At 68.2% G+C, this 23,225-nt stretch carries 19 protein-coding genes and 2 pseudogenes; 13 read left to right on the forward strand and 8 right to left on the reverse strand.

The window, feature by feature from the left end; all coding sequences use genetic code 11:
* Nucleotides 1–47 precede the first annotated feature (47 nt).
* Complete coding sequence (locus tag NM1_RS05980) at nt 48–866, forward strand: SDR family oxidoreductase (protein WP_068014772.1); 819 nt, start codon at nt 48–50, stop codon at nt 864–866.
* A 257-nt stretch (nt 867–1,123) separates the two neighbouring features.
* On the opposite strand, the gene NM1_RS05985 is transcribed toward NM1_RS05980, so the two are convergent.
* Entirely contained in the window at nt 1,124–2,575 is a 1,452-nt protein-coding gene (locus tag NM1_RS05985; protein WP_068014774.1) for an NAD(P)H-hydrate dehydratase, read from the reverse strand.
* A gap of 545 nt (nt 2,576–3,120) precedes the next feature.
* On the opposite strand from NM1_RS05985, the gene NM1_RS05990 reads away from it, so the two are divergent.
* Entirely contained in the window at nt 3,121–3,537 is a 417-nt protein-coding gene (locus NM1_RS05990) for a cupredoxin domain-containing protein (protein ID WP_084519202.1), read from the forward strand.
* Between the two features lie 250 nt (nt 3,538–3,787).
* On the opposite strand, the gene NM1_RS05995 is transcribed toward NM1_RS05990, so the two are convergent.
* Nucleotides 3,788–4,276 carry a MarR family winged helix-turn-helix transcriptional regulator gene (locus NM1_RS05995; RefSeq protein WP_068014775.1) on the reverse strand — a complete coding sequence of 163 codons (489 nt, stop codon included), beginning with the start codon at nt 4,274–4,276 and terminating at the stop codon, nt 3,788–3,790.
* A 140-nt stretch (nt 4,277–4,416) separates the two neighbouring features.
* On the opposite strand from NM1_RS05995, the gene NM1_RS06000 reads away from it, so the two are divergent.
* Entirely contained in the window at nt 4,417–5,610 is a 1,194-nt protein-coding gene (locus NM1_RS06000) for an MFS transporter (protein ID WP_068014777.1), read from the forward strand.
* Between the two features lie 246 nt (nt 5,611–5,856).
* Here NM1_RS06000 and ilvD read toward each other — a convergent pair whose 3' ends face one another.
* Entirely contained in the window at nt 5,857–7,707 is a 1,851-nt protein-coding gene (gene ilvD, locus NM1_RS06005) for a dihydroxy-acid dehydratase (protein WP_068014779.1), read from the reverse strand.
* 259 nt (nt 7,708–7,966) lie between these two features.
* On the opposite strand from ilvD, the gene NM1_RS06010 reads away from it, so the two are divergent.
* Nucleotides 7,967–8,803: a helix-turn-helix transcriptional regulator gene (locus tag NM1_RS06010; protein WP_068014781.1), complete on the forward strand. Its 837-nt coding sequence runs from the start codon at nt 7,967–7,969 to the stop codon at nt 8,801–8,803.
* A gap of 85 nt (nt 8,804–8,888) precedes the next feature.
* Here NM1_RS06010 and NM1_RS43505 read toward each other — a convergent pair whose 3' ends face one another.
* Both NM1_RS43505 and glmS read right to left on the reverse strand, forming a co-directional pair.
* On the reverse strand, nt 8,889–9,449 hold the full coding sequence (locus NM1_RS43505) for a transglycosylase SLT domain-containing protein (protein ID WP_114699512.1): 561 nt from the start codon (nt 9,447–9,449) through the stop codon (nt 8,889–8,891).
* Between the two features lie 651 nt (nt 9,450–10,100).
* Nucleotides 10,101–11,966 (reverse strand): glutamine--fructose-6-phosphate transaminase (isomerizing), encoded by a 1,866-nt coding sequence (gene glmS, locus NM1_RS06020; protein WP_068014782.1) that lies wholly within the window; start codon nt 11,964–11,966, stop codon nt 10,101–10,103.
* A gap of 193 nt (nt 11,967–12,159) precedes the next feature.
* On the opposite strand from glmS, the gene NM1_RS06025 reads away from it, so the two are divergent.
* From NM1_RS06025 to NM1_RS44770, 3 genes and pseudogenes are all read left to right on the forward strand, one after another.
* On the forward strand, nt 12,160–13,023 hold the full coding sequence (locus NM1_RS06025) for a poly(ethylene terephthalate) hydrolase family protein (protein ID WP_068014784.1): 864 nt from the start codon (nt 12,160–12,162) through the stop codon (nt 13,021–13,023).
* A 184-nt stretch (nt 13,024–13,207) separates the two neighbouring features.
* Nucleotides 13,208–13,531, forward strand: coding sequence for a WXG100 family type VII secretion target (locus NM1_RS06030; RefSeq protein WP_068014785.1), 324 nt, complete (start codon nt 13,208–13,210; stop codon nt 13,529–13,531).
* Nucleotides 13,531–13,914: pseudogene (locus NM1_RS44770) on the forward strand (WXG100-like domain-containing protein); the annotation flags it as partial. The gene NM1_RS06030 and the pseudogene NM1_RS44770, both read left to right, overlap by 1 nt.
* Here the strand turns inward: NM1_RS44770 and NM1_RS41940 are convergent.
* The 3 genes from NM1_RS41940 to NM1_RS42940 all read right to left on the reverse strand — a co-directional run bounded on the left by NM1_RS41940 (nt 13,822) and on the right by NM1_RS42940 (nt 18,861).
* Nucleotides 13,822–14,424, reverse strand: a complete 603-nt coding sequence (locus tag NM1_RS41940; protein WP_147288943.1) for a hypothetical protein — start codon at nt 14,422–14,424, stop codon at nt 13,822–13,824. The pseudogene NM1_RS44770 and the gene NM1_RS41940 overlap by 93 nt on opposite strands.
* A gap of 1,712 nt (nt 14,425–16,136) precedes the next feature.
* Nucleotides 16,137–16,580 (reverse strand): hypothetical protein, encoded by a 444-nt coding sequence (locus NM1_RS41945; protein ID WP_157123848.1) that lies wholly within the window; start codon nt 16,578–16,580, stop codon nt 16,137–16,139.
* Nucleotides 16,581–18,723: 2,143 nt separating this feature from the next.
* Nucleotides 18,724–18,861: a hypothetical protein gene (locus NM1_RS42940; RefSeq protein WP_169814203.1), complete on the reverse strand. Its 138-nt coding sequence runs from the start codon at nt 18,859–18,861 to the stop codon at nt 18,724–18,726.
* A 25-nt stretch (nt 18,862–18,886) separates the two neighbouring features.
* On the opposite strand from NM1_RS42940, the gene NM1_RS42945 reads away from it, so the two are divergent.
* The 6 genes and pseudogenes from NM1_RS42945 to NM1_RS06065 all read left to right on the forward strand — a co-directional run bounded on the left by NM1_RS42945 (nt 18,887) and on the right by NM1_RS06065 (nt 23,205).
* Nucleotides 18,887–19,126: a hypothetical protein gene (locus tag NM1_RS42945; RefSeq protein ID WP_169814204.1), complete on the forward strand. Its 240-nt coding sequence runs from the start codon at nt 18,887–18,889 to the stop codon at nt 19,124–19,126.
* Nucleotides 19,127–20,775: 1,649 nt separating this feature from the next.
* Nucleotides 20,776–21,105, forward strand: a pseudogene (locus NM1_RS44775) (toxin glutamine deamidase domain-containing protein); the annotation flags it as partial.
* Between the two features lie 97 nt (nt 21,106–21,202).
* On the forward strand, nt 21,203–21,730 hold the full coding sequence (locus NM1_RS43790) for an SUKH-4 family immunity protein (protein ID WP_246011132.1): 528 nt from the start codon (nt 21,203–21,205) through the stop codon (nt 21,728–21,730).
* A gap of 54 nt (nt 21,731–21,784) precedes the next feature.
* Entirely contained in the window at nt 21,785–21,964 is a 180-nt protein-coding gene (locus NM1_RS43795) for a hypothetical protein (protein WP_246011133.1), read from the forward strand.
* Between the two features lie 440 nt (nt 21,965–22,404).
* On the forward strand, nt 22,405–22,707 hold the full coding sequence (locus NM1_RS44585) for a deaminase domain-containing protein (protein ID WP_373864024.1): 303 nt from the start codon (nt 22,405–22,407) through the stop codon (nt 22,705–22,707).
* A gap of 12 nt (nt 22,708–22,719) precedes the next feature.
* Nucleotides 22,720–23,205: an SMI1/KNR4 family protein gene (locus tag NM1_RS06065; RefSeq protein ID WP_068014799.1), complete on the forward strand. Its 486-nt coding sequence runs from the start codon at nt 22,720–22,722 to the stop codon at nt 23,203–23,205.
* Nucleotides 23,206–23,225: the final 20 nt, after the last annotated feature.

Below are 23,225 nucleotides of genomic sequence, written 5' to 3' on the forward strand. Positions count from 1 at the left end.
ATCGGCGCGGGTATCCGCACAGACCATCGAGCAGAGGGAACGACCACATGAGCAAGGTTTGGTTCATCACCGGCGTCTCGCGCGGCTTCGGGCGGGAATGGGCCCTCGCCGCACTCGACCGCGGCGATCGGGTCGCCGGGACCGCACGCGATCTCGCCACACTCGACGATCTCGTGGCGAAGTACCCGGACACGTTCCTGCCGGTACGGCTGGATGTCACCGACCGGGCGGGTGATTTCGCCGCCGTCGAGCAGGCCGCGCGGCAGTTCGGGCGGCTCGACGTCGTCGTGAACAACGCCGGATACGGGCAGTTCGGCATGATCGAGGAGCTCACCGAGGACGAGATCCGCGCGCAGTTGGAGACCAACGTGTTCGGCGCGCTGTGGGTGACGCAGGCGGCGCTGCCGATCATGCGCGCGCAGGGCAGCGGGCACATCGTCCAGGTCTCCAGCATCGGCGGCATCAGCGCCTTCCCGAACCTCGGCGCGTATCACGCGTCGAAGTGGGCGCTGGAAGGGTTTTCGCAGTCGCTGGCGGCGGAGGTGGCCGGGTTCGGCATCCACGTCACCTTGATCGAGCCCGGCGGGTTCGGCACCGACTGGGCGGGGCCGTCGGCGCGGCACAGCTCCCCCAACGCGGCGTACGACGACGCCCGGGATGTCCGCCACCGGGCGCGCGTCGCACAGCACCGCGGCGACCCGGCGGCCACCCGCGCGGCGATCCTCGCGGTCGTCGACGCCGAGCGGCCGCCGCTGCGCACCTTCCTCGGCGAGACCCCGCTGGCCATAGCCACCGCCGACTACGAGTCGCGCCTGGCCCAGTGGAACGAATGGCAGCCGGTAGCCCTTGCCGCCCAAGGCAACTGAAGCCCGCCGCCTCGGCACGCTCCACACGACCGACACGCTCCACACGACCGGCACGCTCCACACGACCGACACGCTCCACACGACCGACACGCTCCACACGACCGACACGCTCCACACGACCGGCATGCTCCACATGTCCCCGGCACGCTCCACATGTCCCCGGCACGCTCCACATGTCCCCGGCACGCTTTTGGCCGGGGTCTCAGGATTCCGGCAAAGCGTGCCGGAAATATTTGGCTGCCTTCGGTGTCGAACCGTCAGGAGGTTTCGGCGAGGGCGCGGAGGGTTTGGATGGCGGGGCGGATGTGGTGGAGGACAGGGCTCGCGGAGACCGGGGCTCCGGCGGTGCCGTGGGCATGGGCGGCGAGGTTGGCGGACAGGGCGTGCACGCGGGCTGCGGCGGCCGCGGCCCAGGACGGGTCGCGGCCCGCGGCGAGCAGGGCGCCGAGGATGCCGGACAGCACGTCGCCCGAGCCCGCGGTCGCGGCCCAGGAACCACCGGCCTCGTTGACCAGCACCGCCCGGCCCGGCCCGGCCACCAGCGTGGCACGACCCTTCAGGAGCACGGTGACCTGCCAGTCCTCGGCCAGCGCGCGCACGGCGGCGACGCGGTCCGGGCCGGGCTCGCGGCCGGTGAGACGGGCGAATTCGCCCGCGTGCGGGGTGAGTACCGTGGGCGCGCGGCGGCCCGTGACCAGGCCGGGCTCCGCCGCCAACAGAGTGAGGCCGTCGGCGTCCACCACCACCGGCAGATCGGTGGCGAGGATCTCCGAAAGCCGTTCGCGGGCAGCGTCTCCGGTACCGGCTCCCGGGCCGAACACCCAGGCCTGCACCCGGCCGGTTTCCGAAACGCTCTGGGCCGCAATGACCTCCGGAAAGTGCGCCAGCACGTCCGCCGAGCCGGTACCGGCATAGCGGACCATGCCGGAGGTCGCGGCCACCGCCCCGCCGGTGCACAGCACGGCCGCGCCGGGGTATGTCGCACTTCCGGCGCAGATTCCGGTGACACCCTGGGTGTACTTGTCGTCCGCCGGGCCCGGCACCGGCCAGTCGGCACCGATCGAAACCGGTTCCAACGCGGCCAGATTCGGCTCCGGAAGCTCCAGGCCGATGGGCACCAGCTCGATTCGGCCGCAGCTGGGGGCCGCCAGGGCGTGCACGGGCTTGTACGCGCCGAACGACACCGTGACGTCGGCCCGGACCGCCGGGCCGTCGACGGCGCCCGTATTCGGGTCGACCCCGCTGGGCAGGTCGGCCGAGACGATCGGAACATCCACGGCCGCCACCAGTTTCGCCGCGGCGGGACGCAGCGCGCCGCGACCCGAGATCCCCACGATGCCGTCGACCACCAGATCCGGCGACCCCGGGTCGTCGCGGATTCGGCCGCCCGTACGCCGCAGTGCCGCAAGGCCTTCCGCGTGCGCCCGCTCCGGTGACAGCAGCACCGCCGACACCGCGACACCGCGCCGCCGCAGCATCGATCCGGCCCACAGCGCGTCGCCGCCGTTGTCGCCGGATCCGACCAGCAGGGTGACCGATCGGCCGGTGATCCCTCCGGTCCGCTCGCGCAGCTCCGCGGCGACGACATCGGCGAGTCCGCGGGCCGCCCGCCGCATCGGCACTCCGTCGGCGACCTGCTTGAACAGCTCCGTCTCCGCCGCCCGGACCTCGTCGACGGTGAAGTATCCGCGCGCCGCCGGTGGGGTCATCTCCGCCTCCTGCCCGCCGCCGCGACCGTGCGCGGGGCTCGGTACCTTCGCGAACTCGCAACGCCAGCAGATTACGCCCGGGGGTGGAGGCAACACGTCCATCACGGCGCAGCTTCTCCGCCCGTCCGGGCTCGCGGCGCTGCCGACGCGGGGCCGGACCGAGCATGGCCTTCCACAACCTGTCGGCCATTGTGCAGTGTTGACCGGAGTACCGGTTCGGCTGAGCATATTCCGCACAGCGTCAGTGCGCTCGGGGCACAATGTGCACCATCGTGCCGGGCATGTCCGCCGAACCTCGCGGCCCGCTGCGGCGTGGTATCTGCATCGAGCTCGCAGAGCCACGGGAGGTCCCGATGCCCGTACACATTCGACCGCGCACCGATATCCGCCGAAGCACCGCGCACCCGCAACCCGCCGGGCCGTGCACGAAGCGGGAAGGCGCTCCCAGCGCCGTCCGAGAAGTGCCGCGACCGGCGGCGGCCACTGCCCGCGGAGAAGCTACCGCGGCGAATGATCCGCTACTCCCGCCTATTACGCTTGCCCGCATGTCGACTGGTTCATCGGGCATTTCGCCCGCGCGCGTCCTGTTCACGGTGGTCGCGGCGGCGGGAGCCCTGATGGTTGCGGGATGCGGGTCGGACGACGGATACACGCAGCCGTCGGCGCCCGCCACGTCCGCACCCGTGACCACCGGCCCCGCGCAACCCGCGACGACGACGGTCAGCGTCGACAAGATGAAGTTCTCGCCGTCCGCGATCACCATCCGCGCCGGAGACACGGTGACGTGGAAGTTCTCCGATTCGGCACCGCACGGCGTGCAGGGCATCGGCGATACCGCCCTGGGCATCAACAGCCCGATCCTCACCGAGGGCGAGTGGAACCACACCTTCACCACCCCCGGCACCTACCGCTACCTGTGCCCCCTCCACCCCGACATGCGCGGCACCGTCACCGTCCGATAACTCACCGCCGCACCCCGCGTGAACGGTGCTCCACCTCGGCGCACCACGCTCGCTGGCTCCACACGCATCCAGAGCCTGTGGCACACATGGTTCCCGCGCACCCTGCACACCGAGGCAGGCGCATGCACGATGTGCGGAACCCGCGAGGTCCGTTGCGGCCGAAGTCGATTCGAGCGCCGGGATCCAGGCCGAGCCCCGGCGGCGGCACGGTCCGGACGATGTGGCGCTGAGCGTCAAGGCCGCGTCGGGTTCAGGACGGGCGGTACTCGCGGGTGCGGGCGCCCGTGGTGGGGGCGGTGTTGAGGGCTTGGACCGCGGCGACCAGTGGGGCCAGTTCGGGGTCGGCGGCGGCCTGGCCCAGCGCTCCCGCCAAGGCCTCGTCGTAGGCGGGGCGGGCCTGGTCGAGTAGCTCGATGCCCGCCGGGGTGACATCGGTGTAGATGCCGCGTCGGTCGTCGGGGCACAGATAGCGCTGCAGCAGGCCGCGGTCCTCGAGGCGGGTGACCAGGCGGGTGGCCGCGCTCTGGCTCAGCGCCACCGAATCCGCGACCTGGTTCATCCGCAGGTGCCCGTTCGGTCCGTCGTGCTGGCGGCTGAGCACCACCAGCACCGAGTACTCGCGGACGCTCAGGTCGTGCGCCTGCAGTGCGCGTTCGAGATGCGCCGCGATCCGGTCGTGCAGCACCGACAGCGCGCACCAGCCATCGGCCAGACCGGTCAGTGCGGCATCCGCTGTCATGAGTTCCTCCTGGGTCCGCGGGGGCGATGTGACCAGGATACCTACTCCGCGCAATATCCCGCGCTTGCAATTAGTAGGCGTGTGCAATTATTGTTGGCGCTCGTAATGCTCGTACGCAAGACTCTGTGGAGGCTGCTTCCATGCCGCTCGCACTGCTGGCCCTGACGCTCGGGGCGTTTGCCATCGGCACCACCGAATTCATCGTGGTCGGCCTGCTCCCGGGCATCGCCGACAGCTATTCCGTATCCATCCCCACGGTCGGCTGGCTGGTCACCGGGTACGCCCTCGGCGTGCTGGCCGGTGCGCCGCTCATGACCGGGCTCGGCACCCGGGTCTCCCGCAAGCGCATGCTGCTGATCAGCCTGCTGCTGCTCATCGGCGGCAATCTGCTGTCCGCGGTGGCGCCGACCTTCGGCCTGATGCTGACCGGCCGGATCGTGGCCTCGCTGGCACACGGCGCGTTCTTCGGCATCGGGGCCGTCGTGGCCGGGACCCTGGTACGGCCGGACCGCCGGGCGGGCGCGATCGCGCTCATGTTCACCGGGCTGACCGTCGCCACCGTGGTCGGCGTGCCGCTGAGCACCCTGCTCGGCGAACAGGTCAGCTGGCGGCTGGCGTTCACGCTGGTGGCGGTGGTCGGAGCGCTCGCCTTCGCGGGCGTCCTGGCGCTGGTGCCCGATCAGCCCGCGCCCCGCGACGCCCGGTTGCGCAACGAACTGGCCGTGCTCACCAATCCCCAGGTGCTGCTCGCGATGGCGATGACGGTGCTCGGTTTCGGCGGCGTGTTCGCGGCGATCACCTACCTCGCGCCGATGATGATCGAGGTCACCGGGTTCGCGGAGAGTTCCGTCACGTGGATCATGGCCCTGTTCGGGCTCGGGTTCCTCATCGGCAACCTGGTCGGCGGGCGCTATGCCGACCGGCACCTGATGCCGATGCTGTACACCACGCTCGGCGCGCTGGCGATCGTGCTGGGACTGTTCACCCTCACCGCACACAACAAGGTCGCCGCGGGGATCACCGTGGTCCTGATCGGCGCGCTCGGCTTCGCCACCGTGCCGCCGCTGCAGAAGCGCGTGCTCGACCACGCCGCCAGCGCCCCCACCCTGGCATCCGCGCTCAATATCGGCGCGTTCAATCTCGGCAATGCGCTGGCCGCGTGGCTCGGCGGCCTGGTCATCGCCGCCGGATTCGGTTACACCGCGCCCAACTGGGTCGGGGTACTGCTGTCCGGCAGCGCCCTCGGACTAGCGGTGCTGTCGGGCGCCCTGGAGCGGCGCTCGAATGCCCGCGCCGCCGCGCCCGCCGAATCCCTTGTCCCGGTGGGGAGTTAGCCCGGACCCGCGAAAGGCCCGGTCCGGCAGCAAGTCCGGGCCGGGCCTGTGCAGATGCCAAGTGTCGCATCCCGACACGGCACGAGTACCCCTATTTCCAGCGTGCTTTGGCCGGGATCCAGACGGCCGGTGTGGATCCCGGCCACAAACACGCGGGATGACGATTCCACTAGGTGGGCCTCGGAAAGTTAGAGGCCGAATCGTAAAGCAGCGCGCAAATACCTTGGCGGACAGCTTTTCCGATTACTACCGCAGACCTTCCTCGGGTAGCTCGCGCACTCCTCCCTTGTCGGCGGATTGGGCGAGCAGGGCGTAGGCGCGTAGGGCCTTCGACACCGGGCGGTTGCGGTCACGGGGACGGAAGCCGGATTCGGACTGCCGGGTCCGGCGGGCATCCAGCTCTCCCTGCGGCACATCGAGAGTCAGTGTGCGCGACGGGATGTCGATGCCGATCAGATCGCCGTCGGCGACCAGCGCGATCACACCGCCGCCCGCTGCCTCGGGTGAGACGTGTCCGATGGACAGCCCGGAACTGCCGCCGGAGAAGCGGCCGTCGGTGACGATCGCGACCGATCCCGCCAGGCCCCGGCCCTTGAGATATGCGGTGGGATGCAGCATTTCCTGCATGCCCGGCCCACCGCGTGGTCCCTCGTACCGGATCACCAGCACATTTCCGGCCTGCACCCGGCCGGACAGGATGGCATCGACCGCCTCCTCCTGCGATTCGGCCACCACCGCGCGGCCGGTGAAGGTGTGCAGATCCTCCGGCACGCCTGCGGATTTCACCACCGCACCGTCGGCCGCGAGGTTGCCGCGCAGGACGGCCAGCCCACCGTCGGCCGAATACGCATGGGCCACATCGCGAATACAGCCGCCCGAAGCATCCAGATCCAGCGACTCCCAGCGCGCGGACTGCGAGAACGCGGTGGCCGAGCGAGCACCCCCGGGTGCGGCATGGAACAGCTCCAACGCCTCGCGACTCGGATGGGTCCCGCGCACATCCCATTCGGCGAGCCACTGCTCCAGCGAATCAGCATGCACCGCATGCACATTCGACTGCAGCTGCCCCGCGCGGTGCAGCTCACCCAGGATGGCCGGGATACCGCCCGCGCGATGCACGTCCTCCATGAGATAACTGCCGTTGGGCGCCACCTTGCACAGGCACGGCACCTGTCGAGACCGCTCCTCGATATCGCGCAGGGTGTAGTCGAGTTCCGCCTCGCGGGCCGCGGCCAGCAGGTGCAGCACGGTGTTGGTGGAGCCGCCCATCGCCAGATCCAGCGTCATGGCGTTGTCGAACGCCGCGCGCGAGGCGACGGCGCGCGGCAGCATCGCCTCGTCGTCCTTGTCGTAGTAGCGACGGGTGATGTCCATGACGGTGCGGCCGGCCGCTTCGTACAGGGCGCGGCGGGCGGTGTGGGTGGCCAGCGTCGAGCCGTTGCCCGGCAGCGCCAGCCCGAGCGCCTCGACCAGGCAGTTCATCGAGTTGGCGGTGAACATTCCGGCGCAGGAGCCGCAGGTGGGGCACGCGTTCTCCTCGATGCGGGCCAGATCCGCATCGGAGACGGTGTCGTTGACGGCCTCGCTCATCGTGGTGATCAGGTCGAGACGGCGCGCGGTGCCGTCGGTCAGCACGGTGCGGCCGCCCTCCATCGGCCCGCCGGAGACGAACACGGTCGGGATGTTCAGCCGCATCGCCGCCAGCAGCATGCCCGGGGTGATCTTGTCGCAGTTGGAGATGCAGACCAGCGCGTCGGCGCAGTGCGCCTGCACCATGTATTCGATCGAATCGGCGATCAGGTCCCGCGACGGCAGCGAGTACAGCATGCCGCCGTGGCCCATGGCGATGCCGTCGTCGATGGCGATCGTGTTGAACTCCCGGGCGATGCCGCCCGCCTCACCGATCGCCTCGCTCACGATCCGGCCCACCGGCTGCAGATGGGTGTGACCGGGCACGAATTCGGTGAAGCTGTTCGCCACGGCGACAACCGGTTTCACGCCGATATCGGCGCTGGGGACGCCGGAGGCCCGCATCAGCGCGCGGGCGCCGGCCATATTGCGTCCGTGGGTGACCGTCCGTGATCTCAGGTGTGGCATGGGTCGATGCTGCCGACCCGCGGCCCGCCCGCGAAGACGGCGGTTGTACTGGTAGTGGGACTACCAGTAGTTAGGCTGAACCGGTGGGCACCGAGGCACACGCGGGGAGACAGCGCGACGGCACAGCCCGTCGGCCGCGGCGTCTCCGCTCCGGCACGACGGCGCGGCATGCTGCGACCACGGATTTCACCGGACGACAGCACATCGCGAGGGATACGGCGTCGCGCCGAGGGCGTCCCGCGACGGAAGTCACTCGAAGGTGACCGAACACGGCGCTGCCTCCGGCCCGGCGGGTGCGTCCGGCCATCAGCGGCGGGCAGAACTGGGGAGCTTTCTGCGGGCGCGGCGGAACCAGCTGGATCCGACCGCGGTGGGCCTGCCACCTGCCGGTCCGCGCAGGCGGGGCGGGCTGCGGCGGGAGGAAGTGGCGACGCTGTCCGGCGTGAGCGCAACCTGGTACACGTGGCTGGAGCAGGGGCGCGATATCCAGCCGTCCCGCCAGGTGCTCGACGCGCTGGCCCGGACATTGCGGCTGACCACCACCGAGCACAGCTACATCCTGTCGCTCGCCGGGTATGCGCCGCTGCACGAATCCGCCGACGCCACAACGGCTTCGGCGCCCACTCATGTGCAGCACCTACTGGATGCGCTGGACTTCCCCGCCTACGCCATCGCCCCCGACTGGCAGATCAGCGGCTGGAATCGCGCCTACGCCGAGCTGTATCCGAACGTGGCGACGGTCGCGCCCGAGGACCGCAACCTGCTGTGGCTGGTATTCACCGATCCGTACGTGCGCGACCTGCTGCCGGACTGGGAGGTCACGAGCCGCCGCTTTCTCGCCGAGTTCCGCGCGGAGGCCGGGCCGCGGCTGGGCGATCTCGCGCACACCCCGGCGATCCAGCGACTGCTCGAGGCCAGCCCGGAGTTCCGCGCGGGCTGGCACAGTCACGACATCGAGGGCTTCGCCTCCCGGGAGCGGGTCTTCCACCACCCCGAGCGCGGCGAGTTGCGCTACGAGCACCATCGCCTGGCGCCCGCCGATCACCCTGACCTCTATCTGGTGATCTACACGCCGGTCGGTGGCGAGACGCTGTGAACCGGCCTGCGCGGGCACTTTTCGCCCGTACACGGCAAGCAATGCCATAACGCGACGATCCGTGTCCGCTCAGGCCGGTTTCGAATCAGTAGGCCGAGAAGACGTTGGCGATCGACCCGTACCGATTGGCCGCGTAGTTGCAGGCGGCGGCGATATTGGCGACCGGATCGAAGATGTCCCACGACGTGCCCTCGACATGGAAGGCGGCGAAGGTGGGGTCGATGACCTGCATCAGGCCCTTGGACGGGATGCCCGCGGCGGCGTTCGAGTCGTACAGGTTGATGGCGGCCGGATTGCCGCCCGACTCCCGCATGATGTTGCGGTGGATGCTCTCGTAGTCGCCGGGGATGCCGTGCTGGCCCATGACGTAGAGCGCATTGCGGATCCAGCCGTCCAGATCGTTCGCGAAGATCGGCGGGAGGAGCTGCGGCAGCGGCTGCGGGAGCGGCTGGATGGCCTGCTGCAACTGCTCCTGCTGCGGCTGCGGCAACTGGTGCTGCCACGCCTCGGCTTGCTGCTGGACCTGCTGCGCCGGGCCCTGGAGCTCCGGCGGCACCCCGGAGATCGGGGCTTCGGCGTGCGCCTGCAGCGGCGCGGCCACGACAGCGGCGAGGACGGTGAAGGGCAACAGTTTTCGTAAGTGCATAGCGAAATGGCTCCGACAGCGCGCGAGTACTGCGGCGCCTGCCCGCACGGGCCGACGTCGTCGATGCGCTGTTGTGTTGTTGTGGGAATTGGAGATTCAGTTGTCCGCGAACAGGACGCGGTGCACCGCGCGCCGATCAGGGCCGGCGACAGAGGCGGAGCCGTAGCGGCGGGCATTCGCAGGAGCGTTCATCACCGCACGCGACAAACAGACTTGCGGTCCGTTTTCTGGCACATCACAGACTGATTGCGACAGGTTAATAGAAGTTGAACTAGAGATGAACTACAGGTTCTATTGTGCTGAGAGAAATTCTCGGAGCAGCCACTATCGAGGGATAGATCACAGTGGACGAATCGGTTGCCGATGATCGTTCGGGCGCACTACATGTTTGCCGGGTGGAGCGAGGGAGATCCCGGGCAAAGCACGCCGGGACCGGGTGATCACACCGGGATCATCGGTTCGCGCCGGACCACCGGGGCACGCCAACCTCACCGGGCCGCGCCGGACCCACCGGCCACACCAGCCCCACCGGACCACCTACCGGGGCACGCCGGGATCGTGAAGTGAAGCCCACGGGGCAACGGGACTCCTGGGCACGGCTCGCCGCGCACTGCTCTTCGTCATTCCGGCGCGCTTGTGGCCGGAATCCGCCTATTCGACGGTGACCGACTTGGCCAGATTCCGGGGCTTGTCGATGTCGTATCCGCGGGCCTGCGCCACCTCGGCGGCGAAGACCTGCAGCGGGACCGTCGACAGCAGCGGCTGGAAAAGGGTTGGGGCAGCGGGGATTTCGATGAGATGGTCGGCGAACGGGCGCACCGTGTCGTCACCCTCCTCGGCGATCACGATGGTGCGGGCGCCGCGCGCCTGGATCTCGCGAATATTGCTGAGCAGCTTGGAATGCAGCACCGCACGGCCCTTCGGCGAGGGCATCACCACGATCACCGGCAGGCCCTCCTCGATCAGCGCGATCGGGCCGTGCTTGAGCTCTCCCGCGGCGAAGCCCTCGGCGTGCATATACGCCAGCTCCTTGAGCTTGAGCGCACCCTCCAGGGCCACCGGATAGCCGACGTGGCGACCGAGGAACAGCACCGTCGGCACATTCGCGAACTGCCGAGCGATCGAGCGCACCTGCGGCGCCGTCTCCAGCACCCGCTCGACGAGCTTGGGCATCGCCTCCAGCTCGCCGAACTCGCGTGCCACCTCGTCCGGGTACTTGGTGCCGCGGGCCTGGGCAAGGGCAAGGCCCACAAGGTAATTCGCGGTGATCTGGGCCAGGAACGCCTTCGTGGAGGCGACGCCGATCTCCGGGCCGGTGCGGGTGTAGAGCACGGCATCGGACTCGCGCGGAATCTGCGCGCCGTTGGTGTTGCAGATGGCCAGCACGCGGGCCTTCTGCTCCTTGGCGTGCCGCACTGCCTCCAGGGTGTCGGCCGTCTCGCCGGACTGCGAGATCGCCACCACCAGGGTGGAGCGGTCCAAAACCGGGTCGCGGTAACGGAATTCGCTGGCCAGCTCCACCTCGACCGGCAGCCGCGTCCAGTGCTCGATCGCATACTTGGCCAGCAGGCCCGCGTGATACGAACTGCCGCAGGCGACTACGAACACCTTGTCGAATTCGCGCAGTTCCTGTTCGGCCAGGCGCTGCTCGTCGAGCATGATGCGGCCGTTGGCGTAGTGCCCGATCAGGGTTTCGGCGACGCCCGCCGGCTGCTCCTCGATCTCCTTGAGCATGAAGTAGTCGTGGCCGCCCTTCTCGGCCGCGGCCAGATCCCAGTCGATGGTGAACGGGCGGGTGGGCACGTCGGCGTTGCCGTCGAAGTCGGTGACCGCGTAGCTGCCCGAGGTGATCACCACGGCCTGGTCCTGGCCGAGTTCGACGGCCTCGCGGGTGTGCTCGATGAAGGCGGTGACATCGGAGGCGATGAACATCTCGCCCTTGCCGACGCCCACCACGAGCGGGGTGGACCGGCGCGCGGCGACGATCGTATCCGGATGGTCGCCGTGCGTGAAGACCAGCGTGAACGCGCCCTCCAACCGGCGCAGCACGGCCAGCGCGCTGGCGACGAAATCGCCTGCGGTGGGGCCGGAAGCGTAGGCGCGCGACACCAGGTGCACCGCCACCTCGGTATCGGTGTCGCTGCTCAACTCGACCCCGGCGTCCTCGAGTTCGCGACGCAGCGGGGCGAAGTTCTCGATGATGCCGTTGTGCACCACCGCGACCTTCCCGGGGGCGTCGCGATGCGGATGCGCGTTGCGGTCGGTGGGGGCGCCGTGCGTGGCCCAGCGGGTGTGGCCCATGCCGGTGGTGCCGGCGAACCGGTCGACTCCGGCCTCGGCCAGCTCGGCCTCCAGATTGGCCAGCCGACCCGCCTTGCGTTCCACCGCGATGGTGCCCGCGCCGTCGAGGATCGCTACTCCGGCGGAGTCGTACCCCCTGTACTCCATGCGGCGCAGCGCGTCCACGACAACGCCGAGCGCGTCCCGGTACCCGACGTAGCCAACGATTCCGCACATGGTGTTCCAGCCTACTTGGGCCCGGCGGCGCGAGCGACGGGACCGTCGGCGGGGGCGTGAGCTGGGATACGGCCGTGACCAGGTGCGCGCGATAACCGGGTCGAGGCGTCGGATTCGCTCGAGTGGGCCGTTCGACGGATCGGCGGCCGGGCGAAACGCCGCAAGCGGGTCGTCATCGGTTAAGTTCGACCACGTGTCGGCGTCTGTGAAATCGCTCCTGAGCACCCTCAGCACCCCGGGTCCGCACCGGGTCATGCGCGGCAACCTCGGCATCGCGGGGCAGCCGGGGGTGGTGTTCACCCCCGAAAAGGGCCTCAACCTGCCCGCGGTCGTCTTCGGCCACGGCTGGCTAGCCGGTGTCGGCAACTATCGAAAACTCTTGGAGCACCTGGCTTCCTGGGGTTTTGTCGCGGCCGGGCCGGATACCGAGCGCGGTCCGATCCCGTCGCATCTGAACCTCGCGTCCGACCTGCTCACCACGCTCGACATCTGTGTCGGCGTGCGGCTCGGCAATGGCGCCATCAGCGTGCATCCCGACAAGCTCGCGCTGGCCGGGCACGGCATGGGCGCCGGCGCCGCGGTCATCGCCGCCGCCCAGCGCAAGGTCGCCGCCGTCGCGGCGCTGTTTCCCGCGCCCACGGCGCCCAACACCGAATCTCTCGCCCCCGATATCGAGACACCCGCCCTGATCCTGGCCGGTGACGACATCGATTCCGTCAGCTCCAACGCCATCCCGCTCGCCACGTCCTGGGGCGGCCCGATGGTGCTGCGCTCGGTCGACAAGGCCACGCACAACGGCATCGTCGAGGGGCGGCGGGCACTGGCGGCGCTGGGGGCGGCCAAGTACGAGTCCAAGACGGATCGGACCGTGCGCGGGCTGCTGGTGGGATACCTGAGCTATCAACTGCTGGGAGACAAGACCTATAAGGCCTTCGCCGACCCCGAGGCCGTGATTCCGCATACGCAGGCGGTCGATCCGGAGGCCGTCGGCGACGAGGAGCCGGAGAAGCCGTCGAAACTGCAACTGCTGCAGGCGGTTCAGATGCTGCGGAAGTAGGGCGCCGCGGGGGTGTGATACATCCCACACGACCTACGCGTTCGAATTCCGTGCGAGGCAACATCACTCGTCCAGGGGGCCTCTGGTTGCCGCTGAGCTGCGGCCATGCTGGAATTTCACATTCGATGGAACCGATCGCCTCCCTTCCGCGTCGGATTCACTGAAGGACCCTTCTAGGAACGAGGTGAGCACGGTGACGGGGGTGCAGTACGACCCGGACGCGATGCGGGCTACGCAGCCGAAATTCGCGGCCTTGGCGGACACCGTGAAGACCGCGTTGACGGATCTGCAGCGGGTGATCGATGCCGAGGGGGAATGCTGGGGCGGCGATGAGACCGGGCAGGCCTTCGCGAAGAACTACACGCCCGGCGTCACGGAGGGGACCGCGAACATCGAGAAGTTCGCGGGTGCGGTTACCTCGTTCGGAAACAAGGTGGTCTCGGCCGCGAACACTCTGCAGCAGGGCGAGCAGTCCAGTACCGGCTCCGTGAACCAGGTGCAGGCCTGATGGGGATCGAAATCCCGGACAGCCTGCAGTGGGTTGCGAAATGGGTGCTCGGCGCGGGTGATTGGCCGGACGGCGACGAGACGGCCATGCGGCGAGTCGCCGACGCGTGGTCGACCGCCGCGACCACCCTCGGGGGGCTCGACGACGACGCCGGGCAGGTCATCGGCCAGGTCCTGGCCGCGATCGACACCGGGCAGACGCACGATGCGATCAGTCAGGCGTGGCAGCAGCTCGCGGGTAAAGAGGGAGCGCTGCAGGGGCTCGTCAAATACTGCGAGAAACAGGCCGAGCTACTCGACGACGGCGCCAACGATATCGAGCACACCAAGCTGACGATCATCGCGACGATGATCATCACGGCCGCTCAGATGGCCTGGGCGGTGACGGGTGTGGGCGCCGCCGTCAGCGCGGCGGCTCGGACGGCGGCGCAGGTCACCATCCGGATGGCGATCCGTGCGTTGATCCAGCGGATGCTGTCGCGCGCGGGCGCCAAGGCGATCGCCCGCGCGGCGTTGCTGGAGGCGGGGAAGGGCGCGCTGGAAGAGGGCGGCGTCGATCTCGGTGCGCGGCTGGTCCAGGTGGCCAAGGGCGACCGTTCGACCGACAAGTTCGGGCTCGGCGAGTCGATCCAGGCCACGGTCGGCGGCGCCGTCGGCGGTGCGGTGGGCGGCGGGCTCGGCAAGAGCGGCATCGGGGAGGTGGCCGACGATACCGCGGGTAGTGCCGTCGGTCGCTTCGCAGGGAAGGCGGTGACGGAGACCGGCAGCGAACTGGCCTCCGACGTCGCCGGGCAGGCGGCCTCCTCGGCGTACGGCGCCGCCTTCCTCGGCCAGGAGTTCAAGCTCGATCTCGGCGCCGACAGCCTCGTCAACGCGGGTGTCGGAGGCGTACACAGCGCCGCGACGGACGGCGGGGGCGGCAACACCGACTCCGGAGGATCCCCGGATCCGGGCGGCAACACCGATACGGGCAGTAACACCGGGCAGGGCGGTAACACCGACACCGGCGGCAACACCGGCTCGGGCGCGCCCAATCCGTCGGGTTCACAGTCGGGGGGCTCCGACTCGGGCTCCGGCGGGCCGACGCCCACGCAACCGTCCGGAAGCACCGGCAGCGGCACCCAGCCATCGGGCACCCACAGCACCGGCGCCTCCGACGGCGGTGCCGGGAGCACGGGGAGCCAATCGTCGGGTTCCACAGGCAACAGCGGCGCGGGTGACGGGGGGACCGGCAGCCAACCATCAGGCTCGACAGGCAATAGCGGCGCAGGCGACGGCGGGACCGGCAGCCAACAGTCGGGTGGCAGCGCACACGGCGGTGGAGCCGACAGCGGCACCCAATCACCGGGCTCCTCCAGCGGCCCCACCGACAGCGGCAGCGCAGGCAGTCATTCGTCAGGCTCGACCAGCGGCCCCACCGACAGCGGCAGCGGCTCCCAATCATCAAGTGACACAAGCGGAAGCACACCCGCCAACGGGGTCGACAGCGGTACCGGCACCCAGCCATCAGGGACCAGCGGCGGCTACACCGGCAGTGGACCCGACAGCAGCACGAGCACCGGATCCGACAGCAGCACAGGCAGTCAGCACTCAGGCGGCAGCACCCACAGCGGTGAATCCGACAGCGGCACCGGCAGTCAGCCATCAGGCTCCACCGGCGGCCACGCTGGCAGCGGATCCGACGGCAACACGGGCGGCCAACCGTCAAGCGGCACAGGCACACCGTCGTCGGGTGGCATAAGCGACGGTGGCGGTACAGGGAGCCATTCGTCAGGGCCCACCGGCGGGCAATCGGAGGGTGACACCAGCGGCACTACCGGCACCAGCGGCGTGGGCGCCCAATCATCGGGCGCGACAGGCGGATCCGACGGCAGCACCGGCGGCCAGCCGTCCGGTGGCGCAATCGGCAGACCACCCGGCGCGGGGTTCGACGGCGGCACCGGTGCACAAAGTTCAAGCTCCCCCAGCGGGACGACCGACGGCGGTAGCGCAGGCCCCCAGCCCTCGGGCACTGCAGGCGGCAACGCTCCGGGTAGCGGATTCGCGAGCAGCACCGGCAGTCAACCGTCAGGCTCCACCGGCGGCCATGCAGGCAGCGGATCCGACGGCGACACGACCAGCCACGCAGCGGGCCCGGCAAGTAGCCCAGGCAGTGGATCCGACAGCCCCGGAGGCAATCAGCCATCCGGTGGCACAAGCGGAAGTACGCACGGCAGCAGTGGTACGGGCGCTCAATCATCGGGCACCGCGAGCGGCACCGCAGCCGACAGCACCGGCAACCAACCGACGGGCTCGCCGAACGACGGCGCCGACCCAGGCACCCGACCGCCAACCTCCCCCAGCAGCAGCCCCATAGGCGGCACGACCAGCGAATCCAGCGGCGGCCAGCCATCAGGTGGCCCAGGCGGAAACCCCCCGGGCACAGGAGTCGACAGCGGCACCGGCACGCAACCGTCGGGTCCTGCGAGTGGCACGGCTGACAGCAGTACGACCAGCCACGCAGCGGGCCCGGCAAGTAGCCCAGGCGGTGGATCCGACAGCCCCGGAGGCAATCAGCCATCCGGTGGCACAAGCGGAAGTACGCACGGCAGCGGTGGTACGGGCGCTCAATCGTCAGGCACCGCGAGCGGCAACTCGGCGGGCGGCACCACAGCCGACAGCACCGGTAGCCAACCGACGGGCTCGCCAAACGGCGGCGCCGACCCAGGCACCCGACCGCCAAGTTCCCCCAGCAGCCCCATAGGTGGCGCGACCGACAGCGGCACACAACCGCCGGGCAACACGAGCGGCGCACCCGACGGCGGGGGGAGCACCGGGTCGAGCCCGCACGCATCCGGCAGCCAACCCACGGGCTCGACGGGCGGCGGCGCCGATCCGAGCGCCCGGCCGCCCGGCTCCGTTGGCAGCGGTCCCACGGGTGGCGCGACCGACAGCGGCACACAACCGCCGGGCAACACGAGCAGCGCATCCGACGGCGGGGGGAGCACCGGGTCAGGGCCGAACGTGTCCGGCAGCACCGCTTCCCCCACGGGACCCGCGCCGACAAGCACGCACGACTCCGGTGCGACCACTCAGGCGACGCCCCAGCAGTCACCCACCGGCCCCGCACAGGGCACCGGCGGAACTCCGGGGCACAGCGATACCGGTTCGCCACAACACAATTCACCATCGAGCACCGCAGGATCTCCCACGCCATCGACCGGCGCCGGCTCCACGCCAACAGCCGCCGAGGGCCCTGTATCGCCGACCAATTCCGGTGCAGCCCAGGACACTCCGGCCCAGTCGACACCAGACACGTCGCCACAGAACGGCCCCGGAACCAACCCCCCTGTCGGCCAGCACAACCCATCGGCCACAACGGGTTCCACCCCGTCCGGCACCGGCCCGACCTCCGCCGACGCGTCGAGCCTGGACCTCCCATCGCAGGACACGACTCCGCCCCGCACACCGACCGCCGACGCCTCCGGTCTCGACCTGCCACCACAGGCGACCCCACCCGGGACCGCGAACACCGGCACCTCCAGCCTGGACCTACCACCAACCCAAACGCCTGGAACCACCCCCAGCTCGGACGTACCGCCCCAGGGCGCAACTACTCCCCGCACACCGGACACCGGCACCTCCAGCCTGGACCTATCGCCGACCCAAGCGGCGGGAACCAGCCCCGGCTCGGACCTGCCCTCGCAGGGCACGATTACTCCCCACGCACCGGACACCGGGGCCTCCAGCCTGGACCTACCCCCGAATCAGAGCACCGGCACCAGCCCCCATGCTTCGGGCACCGCCAACCAGGGCCTGGACCTGCCGCCGCACGACACGGCTCCGGCACCGTCCCGCCCTGACCAAACCTCCTCCGGATCCAGCCTCGACCTCCCCACCCAAAACTCCGGCCCGACAACACAACCCACTGCCTCAGGCTCGGACCTGCCGCCGCACGGCACCACTCCACAGCCGAGCCACCCCACCGGAGCCTCGAGCCCCGATCTTCCTCCACACGACACCGGCGCACCCAGCCAACCGAACCCTGCGAATTCCCACGGCGGCCAACAGGATTCGACACTGCCCTCCACAACCCCCACCGGCCCGGACGCGGGACCGACCTCCACCCACGCCAGCTCGACCGCCACCGACACTCCCCCGACGACTTCATCCGGCTCACCGGCGATGGGCGGCGTCGGCTCCCCAACCGGCGACGCGGGCCAACGCTCCAACGCACCCACCCACACCCCCTCTACGGAGGCGCCGAGCACGAGCACCCCGGTCCAACCACGCACCGACACGGGAACGCCACCATCCCGCCCGGACCCCGGACCGCAGCGCACCGAAACCCCGTCTGCACCAACTCGTTCCACCCCGGAGACCCCCACTTCACCGAACCGGTCCGAAACCGGCCAACCACGCCCCGAGACCACACGCGCCGACTCCACACCCCGGCCGATCTCGACCCCACCTCGGAGCACCGAGCCGCAATCAACCTCTCGCGAGGGCACTGCACACGACCGGAAGCCGCAGGATCACCTGGAGCGTCCGCGGTCTGCAACTCCGCCGATCGCGACAGCCACACCAACTCCGAGCTCGACACCTCCTGTGGAGGCTCCGGGAGGCCTGTTCTCTCGATTCCGATCCGATCACAGCGACGACAACCAGCAGGCAGGACAGCCCGACGCCACTCCGAGCGTATTCAGCCCGGATACCACCGACTCCGATCCGCGAAAAGCCCCTGTGGAGGGCCGCGCTTACTACGCCAACCCACGGTTCCAAGACTCGGCCGCCGCGGAGGCGTACGCGCGCAAGCATTCCGCATATCTGAACGATGCAATGGACATACGGCGGAAATCCATTGATCACCCGGAGATCTCACGCCTGCGATTGGAAGAGATAGCCGTAATTCGGCACAACCAGTTCGATCCGTTGAACGAGAACGTCAACAAGGCCACACGTGACGGCGACACCGGACTTCTCGAGGAGTACGACACCGAGATCCGTGCGCTGATCAACGCGTACAACAAGCTGCCGGACTATCACGGGACCGTCCATCGATCGCTGCGCTTCTACGACACCGGCAAGCTGCAGAAGTTCCTCGCCGCGTACGAGCGTGGCTATACGCCTACCGACCCTGGGTTCGCATCTACCGATAAGGACGCCCGCCTCGGAAACATCCCGATGGGGACCAAGGTCGAGCTTGTAATCCAATCACGCCACGGCAAAGATATATCCTGGGCCAGTAGCGATCAGGATGAAGTGGTATTCCCGCCGGGGAATCGATTTCTCGTCGAGCACCGCAGCTTCGTCGAATCGCCCAACCCTGCCGAAAGCAAGTACGTTATCCATCTGACAGATCTAGGAAGGGATTCCGATGGCGATCACTCCGGAGGAGAACAGGCGAATAGCACGGGAACTCCTCGGTCCCACGATGGAGGACGAGATCACGGATCCGGAGCTCCGCGCGAGGGTGGAACGCGATCAGGCTTGGCTACAAGAGCTGGAGACGAAGGAGGGATCGGGGCCGACAGAGCAGCAGCTCAAGAACTGGGACCGCTGGCTGGACTCCGAGCTGAATCGGATCGATCGGGAGACGGACACCGACCCGAAGTAGCCCCAAACTCCGATGACGGCCGACCGAACCGTTCATCGCGACCAGTCGATACTCCTCCCGAACCCCCGTACCGACACGGCTTCGACCCCGACACTCAGAAATACGTCGCACGCCACAACGACGGTCGGTTGATAACACCCGACCCGATGTACGGCGGCATGTACAGCCCCGAGATTCGTCGGTACCAGCCGACCTGGGAAGAGATCCAGGCCGCGAAGGCGCATCCGCCGGGTGAGAGCCCCGACGACATTCAGATCCGTCAGTACCAGGAGGCTCAGCGGGCACAAGCCGAGGCGGCACGTGCGGAACAGGCAAGCGCGCAGGATCATTCACTCCCACGCAATTCTTCGAGCACACGCGACACCGGACCGGAGGCTCCGGTCGACCGGGCTCCGACGCACACCGCTTCCCCCTCGAACCCGCAGCCCGACACGGCCTCGACGCCTGATCGATCCGATTCCCCGCCGCGCTGGGCGCACCACGATCCCAACCACCACGTGAACTCGGCCCGTCTGCCCGACTGGTGGCCGCAGCCGAACAACTCACCCACCCGCGGGCCGGAACAGGGTTCTGCCCCAACGCATTCCACTCCGTCACCGCAACGCCCGGACATCACATCGCGACCCGCACCGAGCGAACACCTCACTCGTGCACCGGAATCCGCACCTCCGCAGGATCCGGGGCGTCGGCAGCGGCCGAACAATCCGATGCCGCCCCACACCCCGGTCACCCCACAGCACCACGGCCGACCCAACGATTGGGGCCAACCCCCGGCCCCACGGCAGCCGCATCAGACTCCACCTGTCGCACCGCACAACATGCAGCCGGGACCGCACCACACACCACACCATCCGGCGACTCCGACTCCACCGCATCGTGCGGCCCCACCACAGCGCCCGCACTCTCCGGCACCTACCCCAGATATGCAACGGGCAGCCGAGGCTCGGCAGGCACGCGAGTCATACCGCAACCACCCACCGGAGAACGGCCGCACCACACCCGTCACGAATGGCCGAGGCTCCAATACATCTCCGGCTTACGACGTACGCCGCTACCCGAATGCCCCGGGCGGACCGATCACAGTGGTCAGAGTCCGCGTCCACGTCACCGCGGACGGCCATATCCCCCCACACGCAGTCAACCAACTGTGGGAGAACATGCAGCTGGCTTCCGATCTCGGATTCAACCGGGGCCAGCAACTGCTCGGTGGCGACCGCATCCTCCTGGACATCGTCCACACCGCGGACGCGAGTGCGGCAGACATGCAGGTCCACGTCGGTGATACGACGGGCAGACCCAATACGGTGCACCCGAACACCGATATCGCAACCCTCGCCAACAACGTGCGCGATCAGCTCGGCTTGCCACCATCCGCCGCCCCCGGCTTGAGCCTCGATGACATCCGGCAGCTCAGCAACGACATCGCACACGCAAATACGACGGCCCCATTCGAAAGTCCGGCAGAACGAAGAGTATTCGGACCTCACCGTCTCCAGGGTGTCGAGCGTCCCGAGTACCAGACCGATGTCGAAGACGCGCTCCGTGACGGAGACCGATTCCTGGTCGGAGCCGATCCTCGGACCAACTCGTATGGGCGACTCATCAACGATGGCGGGCCTGCCGTTCCTGGACGGAGCAATAACTGCCTCGACTGCTCCTTGTCGGCTTTGTCTTCGTTCCATGGCCGCCCTGAGGTATCCGCGCCGCGCTGGCGGGATCTGTTGCCCGACAACTCCCCCGATACCACCAGCGGTGAGGTCGGCGGGCCGCAGCGGGCTGCCAACTGGATCGGCGGTAGCTGGCAGGATTTCAACAACGGTCGCTCGGTTCCCGAGCAATTCGATGCGCTACACAATTGGGTCAGCCAGATGGGCCCGGGTTCCTCGGCACTGGTCATCAACTCGTGGCAGGCGGGCGGCAGTCACGCGACGGTCCTGGTGTACCCCCACGGCGCCAGCGGACCGGTCTGGTGGGATCCCCAGGCGGGCACTATGTCCGACCAGCCACCACAGGGCATGGTCAACCGGAGTAACGGCCTGCACTTCATGACAACACCCCCTCAGCAAGGAGCAGGTAATGCCGGAACTGCACAACAGGGAGCAAGTGGAGCGCTATCTGGCGGAGATCTTCAGTCCCAATCGCACGTATCAGATGCTGGAGTTCCCGCACGGATGGGTGTGCACCCCGACGCTGACGCAGGAGGAGATCGCAGCGGGCCAGGACGTGGGCCTGACGAAGCTGGCGGTGGACTCCCGAACGGGGACGGTGATCGAGTACCCCAGCTGGGCACCAGAGATGGTGGCGGAGGACTACATCGAGGCGATGCAGACCGGACGACCCCCGATCGGCCGACAGGTGTACCCACGCCAGTGGCGAGTGACCTACCGTCGCATGCAGGAGACTCCGGAGACAATCGAGTACCGGGTGACAGTCGAGTCGCAGGCACAGCCACCGGAACCGAGCGAGGAGTATCCGCTGTTGATCAACAAGCAGACTCTGACCTATCAAGGGACCGGCCATCTGGCGGGGATCGTGCTCGCGTGGGCAGAGATGCAGAGCTCCCGGGACGGGACGTGGCCGGAACAGGGGACGTTCGAGGAGTAGATGAAACATCCGCTCCTGCAACTTCTTCTACTGACGCAAGGCACGGAGACCTCAGTGCAGGTGCAGTCCCAGGCACAACCTCCGGAGCCGAGCGCGGAGTACCGGCTGGCGATCAACAAGAACACTCTCAACTACCAGGGAGCCGGCCCGATGGCGGGGAACGTGCTCGCGTGGGCGGAGCTGCAGAGCTCCCGGGACGGGACCTGGCCGGAACAGGGGACGTTCGAGGTGTAAGCGATTCACGACAGGCGTCTCCCGCAGCCACCGACGTCACCAGTGATGTCGGCCGTACGGGAGAGAGCGCTCCCCAGCCGGGACAGGGCCCGTCCGAAACCGACCGAGGTAAGCCTGACGAGGACTCCGACTCGACACCTAACGAGCCACCCGCTGATCCGCCCTCTGATGGAGACGGACTCGAAAGCTCGCCGAATGAGCCGAGATTCCGGCAGGTCGATGTCGATGATCCGGAGATTCAGCATCTGGCCGATATGCAGATCCAGGTCCGTCGCGCAGCGAACGTCGGTTGGAAAACGATGGGTGGTGCACTCGAATACAGTGTCGGCGAGCTATCCGGTTCGTTTGCCGGATTCAGCGGTCAGGCCGATATAGAGACAAGGGCAGGCAATCGGTCGGATCTGCCGGAAATCGCACCTCCGACACAGACCAATTCGATAATGCCCGACCCTGCCCCGCCGAACGGATTCCGACCGAATGACGCCGAAAACAATATGTTGGAACACCTGCACCGTGAGCTGCAAGAGGCATATCCCCTCGGACCGGATGGCACCAGCCCGGCATCGGGTAGAGTAACTTTGTTCTCCGAGCAGACCCCATGCGACTCTTGTCTACCCACCATCAAGGCCTTTCAACGCATGTACCCGAACCTGGAAATCGATGTCCTCTTCGTGACGCCGTATCCGCCCGTACGGAAAGACCGGCCCACACTGCAGACGCGAGAAGAACGCCAAGGCCAGTAGAAGGGAGCACCCATGAGCTTCATGGCCGACCTCACAGAGCCGCTGATCAGCCGAGGGCTGGTTGCGCGAGAGGCAGTAGAGGGCTGCACCGATGACGAGATAGCGACGCTGATGCGTGCACAGCATGTGTCGCAGTTACCACAGTCCTATCGCGAGTTCTTGGCCTACGGCGGCAAGAACCCCTACTGGCTCTCCCACACCGGCGAATGGGACTTCGACTGGCTTGTGGAGGCCAAAGACCTGGCCCGCGAAATCGCCGAAGACTACAAGAAGGACTTCACACCCTTCGAGGAAGGTTTTGTTTTCCAAACCCATCAAGGTTACATGTTCTATTGTTTTAGCGCAGAGGACCTTTCGAATCCGGATCCAAATTTCTTCATCTTCACCGGAAACGAGCCGATCCGTGACAGCAGACAATCGTTCACCCAGTGGCTTTCAGGACTGGCAGACTACTTGCCCGAAGCGATCAGACTCCGCGAAGAGCTAGGTCTCCAGTAATTGGCAAATTCGAGATCCCT

The sequence above is a fragment of the Nocardia mexicana NBRC 108244 genome (assembly GCF_001613165.1).
Classification (GTDB): Bacteria; Actinomycetota; Actinomycetes; order Mycobacteriales; family Mycobacteriaceae; genus Nocardia; species Nocardia mexicana.

Coding starts and splice junctions, on each gene's coding strand:
- NM1_RS05980 (WP_068014772.1), top strand. CDS start 48: ATGAGCAAGGTTTGGTTCATCACCGGCGTCTCGCGCGGCTTCGGGCGG.
- NM1_RS05985 (WP_068014774.1), bottom strand. CDS start 2,575: ATGACCCCACCGGCGGCGCGCGGATACTTCACCGTCGACGAGGTCCGG.
- NM1_RS05990 (WP_084519202.1), top strand. CDS start 3,121: ATGTCGACTGGTTCATCGGGCATTTCGCCCGCGCGCGTCCTGTTCACG.
- NM1_RS05995 (WP_068014775.1), bottom strand. CDS start 4,276: ATGACAGCGGATGCCGCACTGACCGGTCTGGCCGATGGCTGGTGCGCG.
- NM1_RS06000 (WP_068014777.1), top strand. CDS start 4,417: ATGCCGCTCGCACTGCTGGCCCTGACGCTCGGGGCGTTTGCCATCGGC.
- ilvD (WP_068014779.1), bottom strand. CDS start 7,707: ATGCCACACCTGAGATCACGGACGGTCACCCACGGACGCAATATGGCC.
- NM1_RS43505 (WP_114699512.1), bottom strand. CDS start 9,449: ATGCACTTACGAAAACTGTTGCCCTTCACCGTCCTCGCCGCTGTCGTG.
- glmS (WP_068014782.1), bottom strand. CDS start 11,966: ATGTGCGGAATCGTTGGCTACGTCGGGTACCGGGACGCGCTCGGCGTT.
- NM1_RS42940 (WP_169814203.1), bottom strand. CDS start 18,861: ATGGATAACGTACTTGCTTTCGGCAGGGTTGGGCGATTCGACGAAGCT.
- NM1_RS42945 (WP_169814204.1), top strand. CDS start 18,887: ATGGCGATCACTCCGGAGGAGAACAGGCGAATAGCACGGGAACTCCTC.
- NM1_RS43790 (WP_246011132.1), top strand. CDS start 21,203: ATGCCGGAACTGCACAACAGGGAGCAAGTGGAGCGCTATCTGGCGGAG.
- NM1_RS44585 (WP_373864024.1), top strand. CDS start 22,405: ATGCCCGACCCTGCCCCGCCGAACGGATTCCGACCGAATGACGCCGAA.
- NM1_RS06065 (WP_068014799.1), top strand. CDS start 22,720: ATGAGCTTCATGGCCGACCTCACAGAGCCGCTGATCAGCCGAGGGCTG.